Consider the following 22,388-nt stretch of genomic DNA (forward strand, 5'->3'; position numbering starts at 1 on the left):
CGCCGACGGCGCACGCCTGAGAGGGAGGACGCCCATGCCGACCGAGAACCGGATCACCGACATCTGGGGTGACCGCTCGCCGTACCCCCGCGGGGGATCCTGGCCGGTGCGGGTCGACCAGCATCTCGCCTCTGGGGTGAGCGAGCACGACGTCGACAGGTGGGTGCAGACCGCTTCGACGCTGCACTCCAACGGCGACGCCTACGACCTCGCGGTGCGCGACGGCCGGATCGTCGGGGTGCGGGGCAGGAGTGACCGGGTCAACCGCGGCCGGCTCGGCCCCAAGGACCTCTTCGGGTGGCAGGCGATCCAGTCACCTGACCGCCTGACTCAGCCGCTCATCAGGCGAGACGGCCGCCTCGTCGAGGCGTCGTGGGACGAGGCGATGGGGCTCGTCGTGCGCCGGACCCGGGAGCTGCTCGACGAGCAGGGGCCCAGTGCTGTCGGCTTCTACACGACGGGGCAGCTCTCCCTTGAGGAGTACTACACGCTCGGCCTGGTCGCGCACGGCGGCATCCGCACGAATCATGTCGACGGCAACACGCGTCTGTGCACGGCGACGGCCGCCGAGGCCCTCAAGGAGTCCTTTGGGTGTGACGGGCAGCCCGGCTCCTACGCCGACGTCGACCACGCGGACGTCATCGCGCTCTTCGGGCACAACGTCGCCGAGACCCAGACGGTGCTGTGGATGCGGATGCTCGACCGTCTGGCCGGTGACGACCCTCCGGCGGTGCTGTGCGTCGACCCGCGGCCGACGCCGGTTGCCCGGGCCGCCACGATCCACCTCGCTCCGCGTCCAGGCACGAACGTCGCGCTCATGAACGCCTTGCTCCACGAGGTCATCGCCTCCGGCAACGTCGACGAGGAGTGGGTGCAGGCGCACACGGTGGGTTACGAGGACCTCGAGAAGCTCGTGGCCCGCTACTCGCCGGAGTTCGTCAGCCCCATCTGCGACGTACCGGCGATCGACATCCGAGCGGCGGCTGCCCTCGTCGGCGAAGCGGAGGCGCTGCTGTCGACCGTCCTGCAGGGCTTCTACCAGTCGCACCAGGCGACGGCCGCTGCCGTTCAGGTCAACAACCTGCACCTGCTGCGCGGGATGATCGGCCGCCCCGGGTGCGGCATCCTCCAGATGAACGGACAGCCCACCGCCCAGAACACCCGGGAGTGCGGTGCCGACGGTGACATGGCGGGCTTCCGCAACTGGAACAACCCGTCGCACGTGGCCGAGCTCGCACGGCACTGGAACGTCGAGCCGAAGCAGATTCCGCACGCCACGCCCCCAACTCACGCGATGCAGATCATGCGCTACGTCGAGGACGGTTCGATACGGCTCCTCTGGGTCTCGGCCACCAACCCTGCCGTGTCGATGCCTGAGCTCGCCCGGATGCGTTCGATCCTGTCTCAGGAGCGACTCTTCCTCGTCGTGCAGGACATCTTTCCCACGGAGACGACCGAGCTGGCCGATGTCGTCCTGCCCGCCGCCACGTGGGGAGAGAAGACGGGAACGTTCACGAACGCGGACCGCACCGTGCACCTCTCAGAGAAGGCGGTGGAGCCGCCGGGCGAGGCACGCTCGGATCTGGACATCTTCGTGGACTTCGCCCGCCGAATGGGCCTGCAGGACAAGGACGGTCAGCCCCTCGTCCCGTGGTCCACCCCGGAGGAGGCGTTCGACGCCTGGCGCGAGTGCAGTCGGGGCCGGCTGTGCGACTACAGCGGCCTGAGCTACGAGAAGCTGCGTGGTGGCGGTGGCATCCAGTGGCCGTGCACCGACGAGAGCCCCGACGGCACCGAGCGGCTTTATGCCGATGGCATCTTCCGCGCGTCGCCTGACGACTGCGAGTCGTACGGTCGCGACCTCGAGACCGGTGCGCCACTGGAGGAGCAGGAGTACCGCGCGCTCAACCCCGAAGGACGGGCCGTCATCAAGGCGGCCGACTACCGCCCGGCGCACGAGCTGCCCGACGTCGACCACCCGCTCCAGCTCATCACCGGCCGCACCGTCTACCACTTCCACACCCGCACCCGGACCGCCCGCGCCCCAGAGCTGCAGGCGGCCGCCCCCGAGGTCTGGGTCGAGGTCTCGGCCTACGACGCCGCGACGTACGGCCTCGACGAGGGAGACCTCGCGGAGGTGCGGACCCCGCGGGGGGAGGTGCAGGCGCGCGTGCGCGTGAGCGGCATACGACCCGGGGTCGTGTTCCTGCCCTTCCACTACGGCTACTGGGACACCCCGGACGGTCGGCAACCGGGCGACCACGGCCGAGCGGCCAACGAGCTCACCCTCACCGACTGGGACCCCGCCTCCAAGCAACCGATCTTCAAGACTGCAGCCTGCGCGGTCCGCAAGGTCGCTGCAGCAGAGGGTATCCCTTCGCCGGCGCCCACGACGACGGCGTCCGCACCCGTCTCCGACAATGCGTCAGCGACCACCAGAGGAGGGGTCCGATGAAGATCGGGATGGTTCTCAGAGACCTGCACCACGACGAGGTCGAGCTCGCCCGAGCACTGCTGCGGCTGGCCGACAAGCACCGGGCCGACCACGAGTTCTTCCATCTCGGGCACGACCTCGCGGCCTGGTCCAGGAGGCACGTGCGCGACCTCGCTGCGATCGCAGCGAGGTTCGATGAGCAACTCGACCCTGAGCCCGCCGACTCCGTCCCGGTGGTCGACAGTGCCCGGCGATGGCTCTCCGAGCGCAGTGGACGCTCTGCCGAGGTCGAGCTGGTCATGGTGCGCGACCTGCGAGAGGTCTACCTGCGAGCATCCTCGGTGCTCACGGACTGGGAGATGATCGGGCAGGCTGCGCAGGCCATCGTCGACGAGGAGCTCCTCGAGCTGGCTGAGAAGTGTCAGCCGGAGACGAAGAGGCAGGCCACGTGGGCGAACTCCAAGATCAAGGAGTCCTCGACCCAGGCGCTGGTCGTATGAGTGTCGTCGAGGAACGGCCGGGCGCGGACCCAGGAGTCCGGATCGTCGTTCGCCCGCTCGGCAATCCTCTGCCACTTGGCTTCCTGGCTCTCACGGTAGCGACCTTCGCCGTGGCCATGCTCCAACTCCAGGTGCTCGCGCCGTCGGATGGCCGGGTGGTCGCGCTGGGCATCCTCGGACTCACGGTGCCGCTGCAGCTCATCGCCTGCGTGCTGGGTTTTCTCGCACGCGACCCGGTCGCCGGCACGGGCATGGGCATCCTCGCCGGCACCTGGGCCGGAGTCGCGCTCGCCCTCCTCAGCTCCCCGCCCGGCACGCGTTCTCTCGGACTCGGGGTTCTCCTGCTGTGCTCAGCGGTCGCCATGCTCGTGCCGACCGCTGCCGCGTCGAGCAAGCTGGCCGGAATGGTCGTGATGGGCCTGAGTGCAGCGCGTTTCGCGCTAACGGGCCTCGCCCAGCTGACCGGGGCGCCAGCGTGGTTCACCGTCGCCGGGTGGACCGGCGTGGTGCTCGGCGCCGTCGCCGCGTATGCGGCTCTGGCCTTCGAGCTCGAGGACGTACGCCACGCGAGCGTGCTCCCTGTCGGTCGTCGGGCCATGGGTGCCGACACCATGACTGCGCCGGCTCAGGTGCAGCTAGGCTCAGTGGGGCGAGAAGCCGGGGTCCGCCAGCAGTTGTAGTCGAGATCCCCTGGGACACGTGTCTCCGCAGCTGATACGACGCCATAGTGCCCCCCCGGGTCCGCTGCGCAGGCCCACGCATACGTCACAAGAGCCGAACGACAAGGGGATTGGCCAAGTCGACTGACCTTTCGCGTGAGGGCTGCTCGATCGATCTCACGACCGCCTGCGCCACCCAATCGGGCGACGAGATGCGGTCTGGGGGCCGGCCGTGGACGCCGAGATAGCTCCCGGCCTGTCCGTAGCGGGCGTGTCCACCCCGCCCGGTGACACGTGGGAGACGGAGATGCCCGGGGTGGCGCGGGCCTCGACCTGCAGCGTCCTCGCGAGGCCGTGCACCGCTCGACGTGACGTAGGTGCTCATGAACGGAGCTGCGATGTTGCCGAGGAGCGAGCCCACGACGGCGAGGGACCCGCGGTCTCCGTGTGCGTGGAAGCACCTCAGGGCGGCCCGCGCCACATGCACGGTCCACTCAACATGGCCTCGGAGCGGCCCGGAACACGTCTGTGGGCACGTCCTCGAAACGCTCGTAGGCCAGAGCCGCCGTAGGGCGGGCCGGACGGCAGACGGGCGAAGGTCATGCGGAGGTTGCCGATGGACGCCCGGCCGCTGCGGGCCGCGAGCACAGGTCGATTCGCTGCCCCGCCTTGACCACCCGGACGCGGTCGTGGCCCGCCCTATGCGCGGCCCTCACGAAGTCCCAGACGCGCGACCGGAAGACGGGGTAGTCGCTGTGGTGAACGGGCACCGACTCGTGCGGACGGATGCGGTCGAGGAAGTCCACGCCCTGGTCGGCGTCCATGGTCACTGTGTGCAGCAGGATGCGGGTGCCGCCGAGGTGGACGATAGCGGTGTCGATGTCGGGGTAGCGGGCGTGGATCTCGTTGAGGTGCGGCCCTGTCAAGGTGTCGCCACTGACGTAGACCCGTCGCCGATGGCCGTCGGCAGTGTGTTCGAGGACGGTGCCCATCACGGGAGGGAGCAGTGACCGCAATGCTCCTCGCGCATGGACGGCGGGCACCGACGTGATGGTGAGCGATTCGCCGCCACGGTGAAGGACGATTTCCTGCCAGGGCTGCAGGCCCTCGGTGTCGAAGCCCCAGCTGTGCAGACGGCGTGCCGCGGCCGGAGTGGTCAGGACGGGCGCCGAGCGGTCGAGCTCGGCCCGCGCGACGCGGTCGAAGTGGTCCCCGTGGAGGTGCGAGAGCAGCACGGCGTCCAGGGGCGGCAGGTCGGACGGCGACAGGGCGGGCTCCGTGACGCGCCGCGACCACAATGCCTTGCCCAGGTAGGCCCGCTGTCCGCGGTGCAGGAAGTTGGGGTCAGTCAGGAGGGTGAAGCTGCCCAGCTCGAGGAGCGTGGTCGCCGTTCCGATGAAGGTGAGGGCGGCGTCAGCGGGCCTCGACGACCCGTGCTGCAGGCCGAAGGCTCGCCGCTCTATCTCAACCACTGTGCCACCTCCCGGTCGACCGCTGCTCCTTCCCTTCCCCGAGATGGCTGGGCTCAAACGGTCAGCCGGCCTCGATCGAAGCGAGGGCCGACGGCAGCTCGCCCACGATGTCCCGGGCCAGGAAGCCGGGAAGACGACTGGCCAGCCGTTCACCGGCGACGCCGTGGCAGTGGGCTGCCCACGCCGCGGCCTGCTCGGCGGGAGCGCCTCGGGCGCAGAACGCCACGACGGCTCCGGCCTTGACGTCGCCCGAGCCGGCAGTCGCGAGGGAGCGTGGCCCGGACTCCGTGGTCCAGCAGCGTCCATCCGGTGTCACGACGTGCGACGTCTCGTCGCCGCTGAGGACGGTGGCGCGTGTCTCTCGGGCCAGGGCGCGAGCTGCACCCTGGGGGTCGCCGCGCACCCCGTCCACGTCAGCCCCGAGGGTGGCGGCCAGCTCGGAGACGTTCGGGGTGAGCAGGACTCGACCCGAGAGGTGCGAGACGCGACGCAGGTCGGGTGTCAGGTAGGCGGTCGCGAGCGCGTCGAGCACGAGAGTGCAGTCGAGGTGGGGCACGACCTCGCCGAGCAGCAACGCGCTCGCGAGCGGGTCGGCGAGGCCGGGGCCGATGAGCACGGCCTTGGCATCCGAGGCCAGCTCGAGGATGCGGGCGCCGCCGGCGGGGAGCAGCTCGCCCTTTCGTGACTCGGGCAGCGCCTCGACGTACGCCTCCGGCAGGGTCACGGCCACGTGCGCCGCTGTCGAGGCGGCCGTGGCGATCTGCACCTTGCCCGCGCCGAGACGCAAGGCCGCCTCGGCGGCGAGCAGCACGGCTCCCGGAGTCTGCCGGCCGCCGCCCACGACGAGGGCGGTGCCGCGCGCGTGCTTGTCACCCCCCGGCCGGGGCAGCGGCCACTCGCGCAGCACGGCAGTGGTGAGGGTGACCGGCTCCCTGTCAGGCATCCGAAGGCGCTCCTTCTCCCGTGCCACCAGCGCCCCGGGCCCCCGGGTCACCGGGGCCGTGCCGCGGCGTCTCGTGAGTCGTCGGGGCATCGAGCTGGTCGAGGTGCGTCGTGGACCCGAAGGCCTCGAGCCGCAACGGCCCGTCGGGCTCCCGCACATACGTCGTCAGAGAGCAGTTTGCGAGGGCCTCCGAGAGGTCGATCCCGAGGAGGCGCTGCTCGTCCATCCGCTCGACCACGAGGCGGAAGCTCATGATGACGGCCTGGTGCGTGAAGATCCACACCCTGCGGTCGGGGTGGACCTGTCTCAGCTCGGTCAGCATCTGGCGGACGCGCAGCGCGACGTCGGTCCAGCTCTCCCCGCCCGGCGGCCGGTAGTAGAACTTGCCCGTGACAGAGCGGCGCTCGGCCTCCTCCGGGAATGCGGCTCGGATGCCCTCACCGGTCAGGCCGTCGAAGGCGCCGAGGTCGCGCTCGCGCAGGCGCTCGTCCAGAATGACATCCCCGCCGATGGGTGCCAGAGCGAGCCCGGCCGTGCGGGCCGCCCGCTCGTAGGGCGAGCTGAGGACCACCTCGGGCCGGTCGTCCCAGGCCAGGTCCTTCAGGTGCTGGCCGACAGCGCGCGCCTGGTCCTCGCCCGCAGGCGACAGTGGCGTGTCGGCGTCACGGGTGGCGAGGTCGAGCCGTTCCAGCCCGCTCCGGTGCGCGTCGTCGTTGGCGACGTTGCCCAGACTCTGCCCGTGGCGCACGAGAAAAAGCTGCGCAACCTCTCCCGTCATCCCCGTCAGTGGCATCGGGCACCCTCTCGTCTCGTCGGCATCACCTCCCGCTTACCCATCCGCGCGAGTGCTGATCGCCGAGCGGAATCGGCTCGTCGCGGGATCTGAGCCGAGGCGTTTGGGCTCCGGGCAGACGGGTAAAAGGGGGGCGCAGTACCAACTCGAACGAGAGGAGACACCATGACGACCCACAACTGGGACGCCTGGAACTATCGGGAGAGCACGGGGATCTCAGCGCGTCAGGAAGACCTGACGGGCTTCAAGGTTCACGCCGTGGACGGGGACATCGGCAAGATCGATGCCGCCACCCGCGACGTCGGCGCCGGCTACGTCGTCGTCGACACCGGGCCTTGGATCTTCGGCCGCAAGGTGATGCTGCCGGCCGGGACGGTCGAGCGGGTCGACTGGGACGGCAACAGCGTCCACGTCGACCGGACGAAGGAGCAGATCAAGGCCTCGCCGGAGCTCGGCGACGACCAGCTGTCCGATCCTTCCTACCGCGACCGGGTGGGGACCTACTACGGGGGGACCTACGACGGGCGCGGCCAGCTCTGACCGCCCGGCCCGTCTGAAGTGAGGTATGCCGCCGGGTGCTCACCCGGCGGCATACCTCTGCTTGGGTTGCGGACCCGGGTGGTGGAGCAGTCTCTTGAGTGACCACCGGGGTGAGCTGACCTGTGGCTGAAGCTGGATCGCTGAGATGGGCCGGACCGTCCCGATGTGCGTCGACGCCCGTTCGCGGGGGTAGGGGAGGGTCGTGCATGCAAACCAACTGTCCGGTGCCCTCCTCGCAGCCCTTGTCGGCGCGTCGGCGCTTAGCGGGTGCTCCGCGCAGGGGAACTCGGAAAGCGATGCCGCGGGCGCTGCGGCCGTCCGGTTCAGCTCCGTCACCCAGACCGACGCCGCCACCGCCTGCCACCTCCTCGCGCCGCAGACGGCGAGTGAGCTGGAGAAGGGGTCTGGCAGCTGCGGCCGAGGCCTCACCGCCGCGGATCCGCCCGCAGGAGGAGCGCTGCGTGCGGTGGAGGTCTATGGTCTCGACGCCATCGTGCGCCTGGACGGTGACACCGTCTTCCTCGCGCGCTTCGAGAAGGGCTGGAGGGTCACCGCCGCGGGCTGCACCCCACAGCCCAACGGTCCCTACGAGTGCGATATCAAGGGAGGCTGACGTGCGGGCCCTGTTCATCGGCTACCTCGTCTTCATTGCTGCGGGTCTTACCTACTGCATCGCCGTCGGGCTGGTGCACCGGTGAGTCGGCTTCGCGACCACGGCCTGAGCCTGGCGTTCACGGCGCTGCTCCTCGGCGCCCTAGTAGGTCAGGCGTTCACGGGTCAAGCGGACTACAACGAGCAGGCTCGCGGGGCCGGGCTGCCGACGATGGATCTCGCCCACTACGTGACTTCCTCGCAGTTCACCGTCGACGTCGCCGAGAACTGGCAGTCGGAGTATCTCCAGTTCCTTCTCTACATACTGCTCACGGTCTGGCTCGTCCAGAAGGGCTCACCGGAGTCCAAGCCGCTCGACAAGATCGGTCGAGAGACGGACGAGGAGCAGAAGGTCGGCGCCCACGCCGTCGACGACTCGCCGGCGTGGGCCAGCGCCTCGGGTTGGAGGCGTTCCCTCTTCTCCCGGTCACTGGGCCTGACGATGGGCCTGATCTTCCTGCTCTCGTGGCTCGCGCAGTTCGTTGCTGGACGCAGCGCCTTCAACGCCCTTCAGATCCAGGGTCTCGAGGCGCCGCTCGGGTGGGGGGAGTACCTGACGGCACCGGACTTCTGGAACCGGACGTTCCAGAACTGGCAGTCCGAGTTCCTCGCGGTCGGAAGCATGGTGGTGCTGAGCATCTACCTGCGCGAGCGCGGCTCACCGGAGTCGAAACCCGTCGGGCAGCCGCATGCCTCGACGGGCGTGGAAGGTTGAGAGGCCGCCGAACCGGCTCACACCGAGTGGTCCTCGCCGCGACGGGCCGGACGAAGAGCCCTGTCACTGAGCTTGTTGTTGAGGTGGCGGCCGACGAGCGCGACGACCTTGCGGTCGTGGTCGGGTCTCATGGTCCGATGAACTGGGCCGCGATAGCAATGACTCCGCGCGCAGCCATGACGACGGCGGTGAGCCATCCCACGGTGTGGGTGGCCAACGCGCCGTTGGTGCGGTCCTTCATGATGCGCCTGTCACTTGCGACGAGCAGGACGACGGCGAGGAAGGGCGCAGCAGAGATGTCGGTGATGGTGGCGGACAGCACGAGCATGGCGATGGCATCGTTGAGGACTGCTGCGAGCACGGGCCCGAGGGTCAGGCTCACCGCGAGGAGGCCGTAGAAGAGCGGTGCTTTGCGGATGCTGCGGTCGAAACCCCAGGACTTGCCGGTCAGCCCGCTCATGCCGATGCAGGCGGCGGACGCAAGCACGGGAACTCCGAGCAGTCCCGTGCCGATGAACCCGAGGGCGAACACCATCCCCTCGAGTGGTCCGGCGACCGGGCGCGGAGCTTGGGCGGCGTCAGCCGCGGAGTTGATGTCGGTGGGATGGCGCCCGATGGTGGCGCTGGTCGTCAGCATGATGGCGAACATCACGACGACAGAGACGGTCATGCCTGTCGCTACGTCGTGACCACCAGACAGCTGTCGCTGGACGACGCCTGGCGCCTCATGGTCAAGGAGAGCCAGCACCGCAACGCAAAGGTGTCCGCCCTCGCCGAGACCGTGATCGACACCGGCGGGTTCGACACCCCGCTCGGGGAACATCCCTAGTTCCAGCGTCGGCCGCCGAGGCGGCGTGGGCTACACGCTTGACATCCGGTCGGCGATTCGCCCCCGGCGGCGACACGTCTTCCGCGGCGTGGATGCCCGCGGGGCTCACCGTGGGTGCGGCCAACCCCTGCAGCAGCACCTGGGGTACGTGTGGACTCTAGCCGGGCCGTTCTTCCTCGGTCAGGACACGGAGGGACTGCACGCTCGCGATGTCCGTCATCTCTTCCACGAGGTTGCTGACGACCTGAGGGCTCGCCTCGAGCTGCACCACTGCACGAACCGTCGTTCGGGCCCCGTCCTCATGCACGGTCTTGGCGCCGAGAACGGTGGCGGTCGCGCCGTGCTCGGCAGCCAGCCCCAGGGCGAGCGGCAGCGCCCCTTCACCGGCCGTGTAGCGCATGATGAGGGTCGTGCTGCCGGGCTCCGACTGCATCCGACGGCCCAGCTTCGCCAAGATCGTCACCGTGAGCAGGTGGCAGCCGGTGGCCATGACAGCGAGCGCGGGCAGACCTGCGCCGCAGGCCATCCCGACGGCGGCCGTCAGCCAGACCGAGGCAGCCGTGGTCAGGCCGGAGACACTACCTCGGCGAACGAAGATGACCCCGGCTCCGAGAAAGCCGACGCCCGTCACGACCTGTGCCGCGATCCGTGACGGGTCGACGGCTCAACCGCGGCCAGTGACGTCTGTGAAACCGTAGGCCGACACCAGCGTGAAGACCGTTGACCCGACGCCGACGAGCGTGTGCGTTCTCAACCCGGCGCTCTTGAACCGTCGGTGGCGCTCGAGACCGATGACTGCAGACAGCACGAAGGCTAGGCCCAGCAGGGTGGTCTCGGTCCAGGTCGTGGAACTGGGTCAAGTCCGGATCGGTGGTGTACGACGGTGATCCGTCGTGGTGGTTCGGTTAGGCGTTGATCGCGCCGGCGATCAGGGCGGTGGTCGCCTCCTCGGGCTGGTCGTCGGTGGTGCGTGCGGTGAGGACGGCTCGGGCGTTCTTCAGGGCTTCGAGGCCGAGGTAGCGTCGTTGCTCGGCCCACTCGTCGTGCTGCTCGGCCAGGACCGCGCCGACGAGTCGGATGATCGCCTCGCGGTTGGGGAAGATGCCGACGACGTCGGTGCGGCGGCGGATCTCTCGGTTGAGCCGCTCGTTCGGGTTGTTCGACCAGATCTGGCGCCAGATCTCCTTCGGGAACACGGTGAAGGCGAGGATGTCGGCGCGGGCGAGCTCGAGGTGCTCGGCCACGGCCGGGAGCTTCTCGTACAGGCCCTCCAGGACCCGGTCGAACTGGGCGTTGACACTGTCGGCGTCGGGCTGGTCGTACACACTGTGCAGCAGCGCCTTGACCCAGCCCCACTGGGACTTCGGGGTCACCGACATGAGGTTCGCGGCGTAGTGGGTGCGGCACCGCTGCCAGGACGCGTTCGGCAGGGTTGCCCCGATGGCCTCGACCAGGCCGGCGTGCGCGTCGGAGGTCACCAGCGCGACACCGGACAGGCCGCGGGCGGTCAGGTCGCGGAAGAACGCGAGCCAGCCGGCGCTCGATTCTGTTGTGGTGGTGTGGATCCCGAGGACCTCCCGGTAGCCGTCGGCGTTGACGCCGGTCGCGACCATGACCGCGACCTTCACGACACGGCCGGCCTCGCGGACCTTCATCGTCAACGCATCCGCAGCGAGGAACGTGTACGGCCCGTCGTTCAGTGGGCGGGTGCGGAAGGCGGCGACCTGCTCGTCGAGGTCGCGGGCCATCACCGACACCTGCGACTTGGACAGGCCCGTGATTCCGAGCGTCTTGACGAGCTTGTCCATCCGCCGGGTGCTGACGCCGAGCAAGTAGCAGGTCGCCACGACCGTGCTCAGCGCCGCCTCCGCGCGGCGGTGCCGCTCCAGGAGCCAGTCAGGGAAGAAAGTTCCCTCGCGCAGCTTCGGGATCGCGACATCGAGGGTGCCGGCGCGGGTGTCGAGGTCCCGGTGCCGGTAGCCGTTGCGGGAGTTGACCCGCTCGGCGGAACGGGTGCCGTACTCGGCGCCGCACACGCTGTCGGCCTGCGCCGACAACAGCGCATTGATGAACGTGCCCAACAGCTCCCGCATCAAATCGGGACTGGCCTGGGCCAGCTGGTCGTGCAGGAAGACGGCAGGGTCGATACTGGTGTTCGCGGTCATCGCGATGCTCCGTTCGAGGGTGCTGTGAGAGGTTCACTCGAAGGATCACGCGGTGACCGCACCTGCATCCAGCAGGGACACGCCACCGGTGTCGTCGTACACCAACGCTATGGACTCAACTTGGAACTGACCCACGTCATAGTCGTTCTGTACCCATGAGGAAGGCACGTTCACGAGGTACCTAGACGCTAACCGAACCATCGGGCGTGAGGCGCGACGTCCGAAGGGTCTAGGTCGAGCCTCCTGCGAGCCCGCCTCCCGGCGTGCCCGGTCGCTGGTCGATGACAGCAGCGGCACCGCACCTTAGACACTGCACTCTCACCGCTTGACCGAGGGCGCCCGAGCGGTCCCATCGGTGACCGAGCAGCCGACAGCGGAGCTTGCGGCCGACAGAGACATGGCGCATGCCCGTCGGTCTCACACCCTTACCTGAGGAGCCATGCACATCTCTGCCCAGGGGCGGCGACGAGTGGGAGTGACGGCGTTGCTGCAGGCCGTGTCACTCCTCTGCCGGCGCATCGTCATTTTCAGGCCCCCCGCCTCCGCACCGGCCATGGGCGGCGCACCATCGGGGCGCCCACCCTCGGGCGCGGTCATGGTGGAGTCCGTGTCAGAGTCCACATCGGGGTCGTACGGCTCAGTGCTCGACACCACGTGATCACTCATGGTGCTCCCGTACCCACAAGGTGAGTCATCAGCCCCGCGCTGCATCGCCGGTCCGACCGTCCGCCTTTGTAGGGGGCCGGGTGTCTCTCGCATCGCTGAGGGTATCGGGATGTCGCAGGATCGTTTCCGCCCGTCTCTCTTGCCGGAGGAGGTTGCTGAAGCCGGACAGGCACATCACCGGTGACGCCGCGCTTAAGGTCCGCTTGTCTCCCAGATGTGCATGTTGTCGGAGTGCTCAGCGCCTCCGGGATCGGCGATGTCGTCGCGACGATCCCTGCTCTGGAGCGACTTCGGGCCACCTACCCGGGACCGGCTACGGGTGACTGGCATCCAGCGTTCCTAGAGACTCGCCCCGGCCCGAAGAGCCGCACTCTCGCGGCTCTCGGACCGAGGGTGTATGCCGTCTTGAGGAGGACCTGACATCGCCCCTTCGTCGCCAAGTAGCGCGGTCGTTGCGACCTGGTAATGACCTGCGTCTCCTGCGACGTCGACGTGACAGTCCTGGGCGGCGTGCGTTACGCCGACGACGGGCCCTGTATGCAGGCCATCCGAGAGGCAGAGATGGTCCAGGGGCGCACGGATGGCCCTATTGACGAGAATGGGTGGCAGCTGTTCGCACAGGCCAGTGCAGGGGCGGGTTTCAGGAGCACCCTGTCCATGCCCGCCGGCCCCCGGCGGCGTGGTCACCGGCGGGGGAATCTCTACGGTGCAGGCTCGGACACCTTCTATGGTCATGTGGAGGGTCTCGCTGCCTCTTCGCGGCTCGAGCTCCCGGAGCATCGCGAACGTTGACCTGTCCATGAACACCCGGCTCGAGGCGGCCAAGGGTCCGGGCCGACTGAGGGGGCAGGGGTATGTGGACCGGACCGTCGGGACCCTGGCCAGCGCGCACGCTCTGGACGTCGACGCCGCCGCAGAGTTTTCGACGTGCGGCTGTCATGCCCAGGCCTTGGTCCTGACCTTCGAGCGGGCTACCACTTGCCCGCAGGGCGCGCTATCGGGTTGCCGACCCATCGAACAGCGAGAGTGGTCAGCGCTCCCAGAGGAGGACTTCAAGGGCGGCTACCAGGCGGGAGTGCAGCGGGGCCTTTCCCTCGGCCAGCTCGATGACGTTCTCGTTGCTCCTGGCGAGTTTGTCCACTAGGTCGCATGCTTCGTCCTCGTCGCGGATCATGGTCGCAGCCAGCCTGCTGGCAGGGTCGGCCAGGTCGTGCGGAGGAACCGGGCGGCCATCGACGGTGGCGAGCAGGAGCAGGAGGCGCTGCTCGGCGCGCGAGACGCTCGGCCACAGGGCCAGGAGGTCATCGGATGCCGCGACGAGAGTCGCGCGCACCTGTCCGTGATGTGGCTCCGCCCGGTACCCGTACGCGAGTGCCTGGTCCAGCGCAGCGGCCGCGAGGAAGAGCGTGTAGAGCAGATCCAGCCGTCGCTTCGGAGCCAGCTGGGGCGCCAGGGCCAGTCCGGCGACCACCCGCAGGGCGGGTGCGGTCGAGCTGTAGCTGCTGCCTTGGTGGGTAACGGACCCGACGAGGTCATCAAGGTGCCCGCCCCACTGATCGTCGTTGGCTGCGAGCCCGGCCAACATCCGCGGAACATCATCGGCGGCACCGTAGGCGTGCTCGAGCTTCGCCCAGTCCACCGCGTCGGCTGCAGGGAGCCTCACCGGGTCCCCCGGCCCGCCGGGCAGATCCTCGTCCACGTCGCCCGAGTCGTCCGGGCCGTCCCGCTCGACGGTGCGGACCCGGGCTGGGCTGTTGGCCAGGCAGGCCAACCGGCGCTCGCGCACTGTGGCGTCGTCGAGCTCGTGAGAGAGCCCCACGCGCGTGAACACCCGCAGGATGGTAGCGGTGTCGCCACCGCCGCTGCGGCTGGAACGGCCGCCGAATCGTTGTGCCAGCCGCCGCACCGCGGCATCCTCTTGCGCGTGCCACCACGATTCGTCGGCGTCGGGCAGGGGGCCGGTCGCGACCGAGGTAACGTCCCACCGGCCCTGTTCGTGCGGTCGCAGCGCCGGCTTGCCGAACCAGTAACTCGACGGGTCACGGCGCGCCCAGTCCACTTCGCGAACGGCAACCAGGGCGTGCCCGCGGGCGGCGAGCTGGTCGGCGAGGAGGCGGGCATCGGCCTCCTCGGGGATGGTCACCGTGTATGTCTGGGCGTGGCTCGGCTGATGCGGCACGAGGGCGGATCCTTCCCGGCCCGACTGCGTTCGAGTGCGGTCGCCCGACCCTACCTGCACCGGCCCCCCAGGGAGCGTCCTGGCTCAGGCCACGAGCACGCGCCACGGGGCCGGGGGCGGCCCGATGCCAACCCGCCCCAGAGCCAACGACGCACACTTCTGCAGCAAACGGAGTCGGTTCCTCATAAGCGAATACGACCCCGTCGGTACCCCCGCAGGCGGCGAAAGTACGGACTTCTCGGCCTGATGCCAGATGGAAGACGTGATGCCACGCAAGTTCTGCGTACGCCCTGCCACGTCTTGGTCCAGGGCCGCCGCGTCATCGCAACTTGCGCCATGAACAACAACCGAGTCGGTCCAGCCTGCTGCAATCGAGCCATGTCCGACGATGTCGCCCTCGTCCTGGCGTGGATCGAGGCGAGCCAGCGCGCCCGGAACTCGCGCCAGGACTTCGAGGCTTTGCGCCCATTCCTCGCCGACGATGTCCAAGTGAAACTAGCCAGTCCGTGGACGGACTCGCCCTGGCGGATCGCGTACACGAGCGCTGACCAAATGGTCGAGCGGCTCACCGCCCCGATCAATCAGGGATCCACCCTGACTACAGAGAACACGAATGTGGTCCAGGTTGGCAAGGACGTCCTCGTCGAGCAGTTGTCCACCATCACCCTTGCCGACGACGACCACGTCAGCATGGTCTGCCACATCTTCACCGTCGAGGACGGCCGGATCACGCAGCTGCGCACCTACCGCAACGACCACGGCCCCCGACCGGCTGAGAAGGTGGGCGATAGGCGGCGCTGTGGACGCGCCTACGAAGGATGATATGGCTCCGGGGGTGACCGTACACGGCGTGAGCAGCCTGTGATTGGATCGTCGCGCACATCACCGACGGTGTGCGGGCCAGGTCTGAACCACGATTCCGTGCATGTCCACACGTCGCTGTCCACCTGTCAGGCACGCAACCGGGGAACTGGCATCCCTCGAGCGCTGCAGCCGCTTCCGTGCCGCGTCGACTGTCTAGGTCAGCGGCGGGCGGAGTCTCGACCCGGCGGCGGTGCGTTGACCCAAGCTCGCTGCTGCAGCGCTGCGCCGGACCGGAGCCCGCTGGCCGTCTCGGACCCGGCGAACTCGGACTCGACGAACGCCCGGTCGCCTCGACCGGGGTGGTGGGGGTCGAGGAGTAGCCCTGCGAGGGGCCGGGCCCGGTGGAGGGTGTCCAGGAACCTGGTCAAGCACGGGCGAGCTGCCGCTCGTCGCTGCCGAGGGCGACCAGGAAACGCCCTAACGTCGCTGGTGCGGCGTGACGTCCACATCGCCGGTGTCGATGACGTCGAGGGCCACGTCTCGCAATTTGCGGTTGGTGTTTTGACTGGCGATCCGCAGCAGGTCGAAGGCCTGATCGCGTGTCAGCTTGTGTTGGCCCATGAGCACACCAACTGCCGTGCCGATGTCCCGGTTGGACGACAGCGCTCTTTCGAGGTTCTCCGCTCGGTCGCGAAGATGGGCGGCCGACACGGCCTGCGCTGCGTGGGTGGTCAGAAGGAGCCCCTCAGCAAGGTCGTGGTCGTCGAACGCGTCAGGCAAGCGTCCATAAAGGTTCAGGCCTGCAATCACTCCGGCGAACTCGAGGTTCATCCGGTAGGACAACATGCTGCTCAGGCCGAGCTCGGCCTGCACGCGATGACCGTACTCCGGCCAGCGGTCGTCAGACGCGAGGTCCCTGGGGCTGTAGATCGCCTGGTCGACGATCGCATCGACGCACGGACCCGAGCCCAGGGCGTACTGGATGGCATCGGCTCGTCTGGCGACATCGTCGGTTGCTGCTGACGTGACAAAGCGATCATGCTTCAGCGTCGTGATGCTCGCCGCCGCCGCGTGGGGAATGCGGTCCACGGCGAGCTGGGTGACCGCGTCGAAGGGGTTGGCCTCCGAAGAGTGCAGGAGTTGCTGACCCAGACGTTGGTAGTCGACCGCAACCCGGCGCAAGTGGCCGGGAATGCGGGCCATGGTGTCCGTCTCGTTCATGAGGCTCCCGTCGGTATCCCACAGTTCAGGCGAGGTCAGTGTGTAGAGAGTTCGAGGTGGATGTCTCCGCGACCGGACCAGGTGCACCGGCCCGTCTTCCCATACCCGTCCACCCCTCATTCCACCTGTTCGGATTCATGGTCGCGCGTCAGCCACCATCACGGGGAGGGGGAGGATGGACGATGAACAGCGCAAGCGAGACGACGGGGACTCCTGCTCGGGCAGCTGCCTGCCGGAGGTTGTTCTCCGCCTCCTCGAAGCTCACGTGGTGGGTCTCGATGAGGACACCGATGGCGGTGCTGATGGTGTTGGCATCTTCAATGCGGGCAGGCGCCTTGACGGCTTCGAGGCGTGAGCTGAAGGAGAGGTCAGCATTGCTGATGGCGCCGGCGGCCCATGCCCCGAACAGCTTGGCCAAGGCCTCGTGATGGCCAGCGAAGGAGTCATTGCGACCTCCGTAGAGGTTCACCCCTCCGGTCACGGTGGACCCGCCGAAGATGGGCAGAGACAGGGTGCTGAGGACACCCGTGGCGGCGCTGGCCTGGGCGAACAGCTGCCAGCGACCCTCGTCGAGCAGTTCGCTGTGGTCGACCGCGACGTGCTCACCTCGCTGGATCGCGGCCTCGCAGGGGCCGGCATCGACGTATTGCAGGCCATCGAGCGCGCCAGCGACGTCGGGTGCTGACACGTAGGTCAACGTCACCCCTTCGCTGATCTGAGTGACACTCATTCCGACGAGGCTCGGCACGAGGCGCCTTGCGGCCTCGGCCAATTGCAACATCTGCGCCTCGACGTCCTCGTCCTGGTGCTGCGACAACTGATGGAGTGCTGCCCGGGTTTCAGGGATCGGTTCCACACCCTCCTCCTACCCCGACATCACACGTGTAAGCGGGCCATTCACAGCACCATCACCTCCATTGCGGTGCTGTGCGCAGGTGAACGCGCGTCCCTCCCCTGAGGGCACGGGCCTCGTCAGTGCCAGACGTCAGTCACCCATGGTGGTGACGTGGTCCCACACCCGGTGAAGCGCGAGGAGCTGAGCCAGCTCCCCCAGCGCGGCCTGTCCCTCACGCAGAGTGACGACAGCCTTGCAGTGACGCCACATCTCGCCGACGACGACGCCGATTCGCGGATCCGTCGGAGCAGCTGACGGCAGGCTCGGCTGGCTAGCGCGAGCGTCCAGACCCGGCACGGCGTCCGCTCCGGGCGCGGCACCGAGCACGACCAGGGCATCGAAGACGGCGGGACAGAGGACATGGCTGGCCACCTCGAGAAGCGCGGGGTGTGTCCGAGCAACGGCCTCGTGGGTGGGGTTGATGCTGGATATTCTTGAAGGGGCCGGTTGTGCAGTGAGCCGGGCCGAGCCACTCGACCGTTGCAGGAGCGGAACGATGACGACAACTCATCACCCAAGTCCCGACCACGCTCACCAGAGCCAGTCTGCGGCCGCGCCCTGGCCGGCGGCCGGAGGCCAGACGGAGATCGAAGCGTTGATTCTTGAGATGCTGCAACAGTTGGATGACGCCGGCACGAAGGTGGGCCACCTCGAGAGGGCTCTCGATCACAGCCGTGACATCGGCGCCGCCGTGGGTGTGCTGATGGCAGGCCACAAGCTCAAGCAGGCGGATGCGTTCGAGCTGCTGCGCGAGACGAGTCAGGAGCAGAATCGCAAGCTCTACGACCTGGCCTTGGCCGTGATCGACACCGGGGAGCTGCCGACCCGCGACTGATGCCGCCTGTCCACGGGACCGACGGCACGCAGGGTGGCGCTCGCCGTGACCTCCGGCCCGTGGGCGTGGGCCGCCGTCGTCGACGTGCAGCTCTCACTCGGCAGCCAGTGCTGTGGCCGCGGCCATCGCGCGGGAAGTGAGCTGCGCCTCCACAACGTGGATCCTCGCACTTGGGCCGGACATCGGCATGCGGTAGCGCCCATGCGCCCGGCAGGCGGAACGACACTGCCGCTTCGCGGCGGAACGACACTGCCGCTTCGCGGCGAAGTGGGGCAATCACAGGGGCCTTGGAGCTGATGGTCAACAGTCGGGGCTCGAACCGACCCGGTGTCTGCGATTGATGGACCTCTCGCGTACTTCGAGGGGGTCATCCATGCGCTCGGTCCGGTGCCTGGTGATGGCGTTGGCATGCGTCACGTCGTTCGCCCTTGAGGCCCGCACGACGGAGGCCCCTGGACCCGCACGAACCAGCCCTCCGGGACCGCTGCGGGACCCGTCGCCGTGGACCTGTACACCCGTTGCGGCATCCGTTTCCTACAGATCGGCGACACCTGGTAGAGCGCGTCGGAGGCCTGGGTCAAGTCCCCGGTGGTGGTGTAGCGCTGCGTGATTCTTGGTGATGGGTCAGGCGGTCAGGGCGGGTAGGTTATCGGCTCCGATCTCGGGTTCGGTGGTGGGGACGAGGTTCATGCGGGAGCGGGCCAGGACGTCCAGTCCGAGGTAGCGGCGGCCTTCGGCCCATTCGTCGGTCTGCTCGGCCAGGACGGCTCCGACGAGGCGGACGATGGCTTCGCGGTTGGGGAAGATCCCGACGGCGTCGGTGCGGCGGCGGATCTCTTTGTTGAGCCGTTCGGTCGGGTTGTTCGACCAGATCTGGGTCCAGATCTCCTTGGGGAAGCCGGTGAAGGACAGCAGGTCCTCGCGGGCGCGGTCGAGGTGTTCGAAGACGGCGGGGAGCTTGTCCTGGACGTAGTCGAGCAGCCGGTCGAAGTGGGCGTGGACGGCGGCTGCGTCGGGCTGGTCGTAGACCGAGTGCAGCATCGCCTTGACCGCGGGCCACATCGCCTTCGGGGTCACTCCCATCAGGTTGAAGGCGTAATGGGTGCGGCAGCGCTGCCACGCGGCGCCGGGAAGGTTGGCCGCGATGGCCTCGCGCAGCCCGGCGTGCGCGTCGGAGGTGACGAGCCGGACGCCGGTCAGGCCGCGGGCCACCAGGTCGGCGAAGAACTCATTCCAGGCGGCACCGGTTTCCGCGGTGGCGACCCGCATGCCGAGCACTTCGCGGTGTCCGTCGCCGTTGACGCCGGTCGCGAGCAGCACGACGGCATTGACGACGCGGCCGCCCTCGCGGACCTTCATCGTGAGTGCGTCGGCGGTGACGAATGTGAAGGGGCCTGCCGCGCCGAGGGGTCGGTGGCGGAAGTCCTCGACGAGCTGGTCCAGGTCGGTGGCCATCCGCGAGACTTGCGACTTCGACAGCGAGTCGATCCCGAGGGTCTTGACGAGCTTGTCCATGCGGCGGGTGCTGACGCCGGCGAGGTAGCAGTCAGCGACCACGGTGATCAGCGCGGACTCTGCCCGTTTGCGGCGCTCGAGGAGCCACTCGGGGAAGTAGGTGCCCTTGCGCAGCTTGGGGATCGCGACGTCGATGGTGCCGACCCGGGTGTCCAGGTCGCGGTGCCGGTAGCCGTTGCGTTGGCTCGAGCGTCCGGGTGTAGGGCGGCCCCACTCGGCGCCGACCACGGCGTCGGCATCGGCGCAGAGCAGGGCGTTGATGATCGACTGCAGCAGCGAACGCATCAGGTCCGGGCTCGCCTCGGCCAGTGCCTCGCCGAGCAGGCCGGCAGGGTCGACAATGTGTGGTGCGGTCATCGTGATGGTTCCGTTCGAGAGATCTGTGGAAGGTGAACTCGAAGGATCACGCGGTGGCCGCTCCTGCGTCCACGCTCGGGACGAACTCGACGACCGCGCTACACCACTATCAGGGACTCAACTGAGGCCTGCTGGGTGACGACGGCAACCCTGCGGCAGGTTGGGCAACTCGACGCAGCCTGCGCAAGTGGCGTTCACAGGCAGCGCTGCGGTATTCACAGACGACCGGGGTCGCGAGGAGCCCTTCACGCCGCTGGCGGATGGACCTGCTGGCCAGCCCGCTGCGCCATCCCGGCGGCGGATCGCGCGTGCCGCACTGGGGTCTCCGACCGCCAGCGCCGGAGCGCAGACCGTGGATACCGCCGGCGGGCTCTCCGACGACGACGGCATCCTCCCTCGCGTCCAGTGACCTTGAGCTGGCGAACGCCATGTTCGACCACATCGAGATCTCGGCACCACCGCCAACGCCGACCCTCCTCGTTCGGCATGCTGACGCCGCAACAGTTCGGAGTGCAGACATCGATCACCGGGCCCCATATCCGGCGCAGTGACTCCATGAGGCCCGGGACACTCCAAACCGTCCTCCACACCGGGGCGGTTCTTAGGTGGCGGGATGCTTGCGCGGCCCTGCAGCGTTGCGCCGGGACGGTGGTCACGCCAGCGCGACGGTTTGTCAGCGCTCGGGGAGCTGGCCGATCTCGATGATCTGCATGGCCAGGACGTGGGCTTTGTGGTTGCGGTCTTGGCTGGTTCGTTTGAGGAGCTCGACCGCGGCGTCGCGGGTCAGGCGGTAGTGGCTCATGAGGATGCCGATGGCCACGCCGAAGTCCCGGCTGCTGTCGAGTGCACGGGTGAGGTGGGTGACGTGGTCGGCGCCGACCGCGCCCTGGGCATGGTGGGCGATGGTCAGTGCGTCGAGGAAGTCGTCCTCGCTGAAGCTGCGGCCGCTGGGCGCGGTGACGGTGAGCGCCGCCTTGGTGTCCTGGAGCCCGGTGGCGATCCGCAGCGACAACAGAGCGCCTACTCCCAGGTCGCGGGCGCGTGGGGCCAGGTCGGGGAACGGGCCGTCGTAGGCGTCGGTGGTCGGCATGGACAACAGGGCACTGTGGGACCGGCCGTGCGTCAGGACCTCGATGCTGGGGCCTTGCCCGAGCTGGCGCTGCAGGCGTTCGAGTTCGCCGGCGAGGGGGTGGGTGGCTGCCTGCACCCGGAGCGTGCCTGCGCGCCGGATGCTGATGGCGGCGAAGGACGCGGAGCGGATCCCCGCGATGGCCTTGGCGGCGACCTCCGCCAGTGACCCGGCGCTGCGGTCAGGGTTGGCGTAGAGCTCGTCAAGCAGGTCGAACTTCGCCAACAGCATCTGCTCTCGGCCGGCAGCAGCGGTGTCGTTGGCCGGGGCGCCTCTCGAGGCTCTCGAGAGGCGTGTGCCGGTCTGGGCAGGGACGTCTGTCAGGGCCCGAGCGGGAATGGTATCGGTCATGGCCTACCTCCGTGACGTACTCGGAGAGAGGGGCCTCACCTCTGAAGCCTTGAAGTCTCACCGTACTCCTCGCTCTTGGACCTGTGCAGTCCGAGAGCCCGCTGGTCTCCGGTGCGGAGCCACGTGGGGGCCGTGCGTCAGCGGATGGTCCTGCATCCGGGCTGCCGATGCGGCCAAGAGGTGACGAGACCGCACGGCTTCGGACTCGGCTCGAACGAGGACCAGAGGCAGGGAACGCCGGTTCCGGTCAGGCTTCTTCGCATTTTGGCGGCTCGGGAGCTCAACAGGGCCAGACGGCGAGGCAGAGGTGACCCGCAACCCGTGAGTTGAGGCGTGACGCTGGCAGGCGGGCGTCCGGCGGCTCTGTGGTCTGGCGGGTTCCCTGTCGAGGGCCCTGCGCTTACGTGTGCCCGCCACTAGGCAGGCGAGCCAGCAGCGGCCAGGAGACGCTCGCACCGAGCAGAGTCAGGGCCGCCCAGATCGGTAGCACTGCGCCGGTGCCGGCCTCGGGAGAGCGGTGAGAGGGAAGGTCAGGCGCGACCACCACGGCCCCGGCGTCCTCGATGAGCTCACCGACCCACCGCCAGTCCTCCGGGTTCCCCCACAGACCGTGAACCAGAACCACGCTGCCCGGGGACGCCCTGTCCATGCTGCACCGTCGATGTGGGGGACCGGAATCAGGCAAGCCCGCCAGAGTCGCCGCTCAGGGCGCGGGTGAACGCCCGCCATTGCGAC

General features: G+C 68.6%; 21 protein-coding genes and 1 pseudogene. 9 read left to right on the plus strand and 13 right to left on the minus strand.

The features are described from left to right. The first annotated feature begins 34 nt into the window (after window positions 1-34). From FBY41_RS16120 to FBY41_RS16130, 3 genes are all read left to right on the plus strand, one after another. Window positions 35-2,455, plus strand: coding sequence for a molybdopterin oxidoreductase family protein (locus FBY41_RS16120; protein ID WP_141845317.1), 2,421 nt, complete (start codon window positions 35-37; stop codon window positions 2,453-2,455). Beyond that, on the plus strand, window positions 2,452-2,934 hold the full coding sequence (locus tag FBY41_RS16125; protein WP_141845318.1) for a hypothetical protein: 483 nt from the start codon (window positions 2,452-2,454) through the stop codon (window positions 2,932-2,934). Before FBY41_RS16120 ends, FBY41_RS16125 begins: the two co-directional genes overlap by 4 nt. 110 nt (window positions 2,935-3,044) lie before the next feature. Then, window positions 3,045-3,614, plus strand: a complete 570-nt coding sequence (locus tag FBY41_RS16130) for a hypothetical protein (RefSeq protein WP_311769418.1) — start codon at window positions 3,045-3,047, stop codon at window positions 3,612-3,614. Window positions 3,615-4,192: 578 nt separating this feature from the next. Here the strand turns inward: FBY41_RS16130 and FBY41_RS16135 are convergent. The 3 genes from FBY41_RS16135 to FBY41_RS16145 form a co-directional block, all read right to left on the minus strand. Then, window positions 4,193-5,065, minus strand: coding sequence for an MBL fold metallo-hydrolase (locus FBY41_RS16135; protein WP_260439840.1), 873 nt, complete (start codon window positions 5,063-5,065; stop codon window positions 4,193-4,195). 61 nt (window positions 5,066-5,126) lie between these two features. Beyond that, complete coding sequence (locus FBY41_RS16140) at window positions 5,127-6,008, minus strand: NAD(P)H-hydrate dehydratase (protein ID WP_141845320.1); 882 nt, start codon at window positions 6,006-6,008, stop codon at window positions 5,127-5,129. Next, a complete protein-coding gene (locus tag FBY41_RS16145) occupies window positions 6,001-6,756 on the minus strand; it encodes a histidine phosphatase family protein (protein ID WP_260439841.1) in 756 nt (251 codons plus the stop codon). The genes FBY41_RS16140 and FBY41_RS16145 overlap by 8 nt, the downstream gene beginning before the upstream one ends. Before the next feature lie 210 nt (window positions 6,757-6,966). Between FBY41_RS16145 and FBY41_RS16150 the strand changes: the two genes are divergently transcribed. The 3 genes from FBY41_RS16150 to FBY41_RS16160 all read left to right on the plus strand — a co-directional run bounded on the left by FBY41_RS16150 (window position 6,967) and on the right by FBY41_RS16160 (window position 8,707). Beyond that, on the plus strand, window positions 6,967-7,341 hold the full coding sequence (locus tag FBY41_RS16150; RefSeq protein WP_141845321.1) for a PRC-barrel domain containing protein: 375 nt from the start codon (window positions 6,967-6,969) through the stop codon (window positions 7,339-7,341). A gap of 202 nt (window positions 7,342-7,543) precedes the next feature. Beyond that, entirely contained in the window at window positions 7,544-7,954 is a 411-nt protein-coding gene (locus FBY41_RS16155) for a hypothetical protein (RefSeq protein ID WP_141845322.1), read from the plus strand. Window positions 7,955-8,035: 81 nt separating this feature from the next. Next, the gene (locus FBY41_RS16160; protein WP_141845323.1) at window positions 8,036-8,707 is read left to right on the plus strand and encodes a DUF6766 family protein; all 672 of its coding nucleotides are present in this window, start codon (window positions 8,036-8,038) and stop codon (window positions 8,705-8,707) included. A 127-nt stretch (window positions 8,708-8,834) separates the two neighbouring features. Here the strand turns inward: FBY41_RS16160 and FBY41_RS16165 are convergent, their stop codons facing one another. Next, window positions 8,835-9,455, minus strand: coding sequence for a divalent metal cation transporter (locus FBY41_RS16165; protein ID WP_260439842.1), 621 nt, complete (start codon window positions 9,453-9,455; stop codon window positions 8,835-8,837). Here FBY41_RS16165 and FBY41_RS23490 point away from each other — a divergent pair. Further along, on the plus strand, window positions 9,393-9,536 hold the full coding sequence (locus FBY41_RS23490; RefSeq protein ID WP_185749122.1) for an ANTAR domain-containing protein: 144 nt from the start codon (window positions 9,393-9,395) through the stop codon (window positions 9,534-9,536). The two genes, FBY41_RS16165 and FBY41_RS23490, sit on opposite strands and share 63 nt — an antisense overlap. Before the next feature lie 157 nt (window positions 9,537-9,693). Here the strand turns inward: FBY41_RS23490 and FBY41_RS16170 are convergent. From FBY41_RS16170 to FBY41_RS16180, 3 genes and pseudogenes are all read right to left on the minus strand, one after another. After that, window positions 9,694-10,344 (minus strand): annotated as a pseudogene (locus FBY41_RS16170) (MgtC/SapB family protein). A gap of 97 nt (window positions 10,345-10,441) precedes the next feature. Then, window positions 10,442-11,701: an IS256 family transposase gene (locus FBY41_RS16175; protein WP_141845325.1), complete on the minus strand. Its 1,260-nt coding sequence runs from the start codon at window positions 11,699-11,701 to the stop codon at window positions 10,442-10,444. 1,696 nt (window positions 11,702-13,397) lie between these two features. Next, window positions 13,398-14,510: a hypothetical protein gene (locus FBY41_RS16180; protein ID WP_141845326.1), complete on the minus strand. Its 1,113-nt coding sequence runs from the start codon at window positions 14,508-14,510 to the stop codon at window positions 13,398-13,400. Window positions 14,511-14,924: 414 nt separating this feature from the next. Here FBY41_RS16180 and FBY41_RS23495 point away from each other — a divergent pair, with 414 nt between their 5' ends. Continuing rightward, on the plus strand, window positions 14,925-15,368 hold the full coding sequence (locus tag FBY41_RS23495; RefSeq protein WP_185749123.1) for a nuclear transport factor 2 family protein: 444 nt from the start codon (window positions 14,925-14,927) through the stop codon (window positions 15,366-15,368). Between the two features lie 459 nt (window positions 15,369-15,827). On the opposite strand, the gene FBY41_RS16190 is transcribed toward FBY41_RS23495, so the two are convergent. The 3 genes from FBY41_RS16190 to FBY41_RS16200 form a co-directional block, all read right to left on the minus strand. Further along, a complete protein-coding gene (locus FBY41_RS16190; protein ID WP_141845328.1) occupies window positions 15,828-16,571 on the minus strand; it encodes a GAF and ANTAR domain-containing protein in 744 nt (247 codons plus the stop codon). Window positions 16,572-16,719: 148 nt separating this feature from the next. Next, window positions 16,720-17,427, minus strand: coding sequence for a GAF and ANTAR domain-containing protein (locus tag FBY41_RS16195; protein ID WP_141845329.1), 708 nt, complete (start codon window positions 17,425-17,427; stop codon window positions 16,720-16,722). Between the two features lie 129 nt (window positions 17,428-17,556). Next, window positions 17,557-17,838 carry a hypothetical protein gene (locus FBY41_RS16200; RefSeq protein ID WP_141845330.1) on the minus strand — a complete coding sequence of 94 codons (282 nt, stop codon included), beginning with the start codon at window positions 17,836-17,838 and terminating at the stop codon, window positions 17,557-17,559. Between the two features lie 124 nt (window positions 17,839-17,962). Between FBY41_RS16200 and FBY41_RS16205 the strand changes: the two genes are divergently transcribed. Beyond that, window positions 17,963-18,301 carry an ANTAR domain-containing protein gene (locus tag FBY41_RS16205; RefSeq protein ID WP_185749124.1) on the plus strand — a complete coding sequence of 113 codons (339 nt, stop codon included), beginning with the start codon at window positions 17,963-17,965 and terminating at the stop codon, window positions 18,299-18,301. Window positions 18,302-18,925: 624 nt separating this feature from the next. On the opposite strand, the gene FBY41_RS16210 is transcribed toward FBY41_RS16205, so the two are convergent. The 3 genes from FBY41_RS16210 to FBY41_RS24290 form a co-directional block, all read right to left on the minus strand. Then, complete coding sequence (locus FBY41_RS16210; RefSeq protein WP_141845332.1) at window positions 18,926-20,173, minus strand: IS256 family transposase; 1,248 nt, start codon at window positions 20,171-20,173, stop codon at window positions 18,926-18,928. A gap of 673 nt (window positions 20,174-20,846) precedes the next feature. Further along, complete coding sequence (locus FBY41_RS16215) at window positions 20,847-21,653, minus strand: ANTAR domain-containing protein (RefSeq protein WP_141845333.1); 807 nt, start codon at window positions 21,651-21,653, stop codon at window positions 20,847-20,849. Window positions 21,654-22,053: 400 nt separating this feature from the next. Then, entirely contained in the window at window positions 22,054-22,302 is a 249-nt protein-coding gene (locus tag FBY41_RS24290; RefSeq protein WP_375869882.1) for an alpha/beta fold hydrolase, read from the minus strand. Window positions 22,303-22,388: the final 86 nt, after the last annotated feature.

The organism is Humibacillus xanthopallidus, assembly GCF_006716675.1.
Taxonomy (GTDB): domain Bacteria; phylum Actinomycetota; class Actinomycetes; order Actinomycetales; family Dermatophilaceae; genus Humibacillus; species Humibacillus xanthopallidus_B.

Bases quoted from the DNA above. Each gene is read 5' to 3' on its own strand.
- FBY41_RS16120 (WP_141845317.1), top strand. From the start codon at position 35: ATGCCGACCGAGAACCGGATCACCGACATCTGGGGTGACCGCTCGCCG.
- FBY41_RS16125 (WP_141845318.1), top strand. From the start codon at position 2,452: ATGAAGATCGGGATGGTTCTCAGAGACCTGCACCACGACGAGGTCGAG.
- FBY41_RS16140 (WP_141845320.1), bottom strand. From the start codon at position 6,008: ATGCCTGACAGGGAGCCGGTCACCCTCACCACTGCCGTGCTGCGCGAG.
- FBY41_RS16150 (WP_141845321.1), top strand. From the start codon at position 6,967: ATGACGACCCACAACTGGGACGCCTGGAACTATCGGGAGAGCACGGGG.
- FBY41_RS16175 (WP_141845325.1), bottom strand. From the start codon at position 11,701: ATGACCGCGAACACCAGTATCGACCCTGCCGTCTTCCTGCACGACCAG.
- FBY41_RS23495 (WP_185749123.1), top strand. From the start codon at position 14,925: ATGTCCGACGATGTCGCCCTCGTCCTGGCGTGGATCGAGGCGAGCCAG.
- FBY41_RS16190 (WP_141845328.1), bottom strand. From the start codon at position 16,571: ATGAACGAGACGGACACCATGGCCCGCATTCCCGGCCACTTGCGCCGG.
- FBY41_RS16205 (WP_185749124.1), top strand. From the start codon at position 17,963: ATGACGACAACTCATCACCCAAGTCCCGACCACGCTCACCAGAGCCAG.
- FBY41_RS16210 (WP_141845332.1), bottom strand. From the start codon at position 20,173: ATGACCGCACCACACATTGTCGACCCTGCCGGCCTGCTCGGCGAGGCA.
- FBY41_RS16215 (WP_141845333.1), bottom strand. From the start codon at position 21,653: ATGACCGATACCATTCCCGCTCGGGCCCTGACAGACGTCCCTGCCCAG.
- FBY41_RS24290 (WP_375869882.1), bottom strand. From the start codon at position 22,302: ATGGACAGGGCGTCCCCGGGCAGCGTGGTTCTGGTTCACGGTCTGTGG.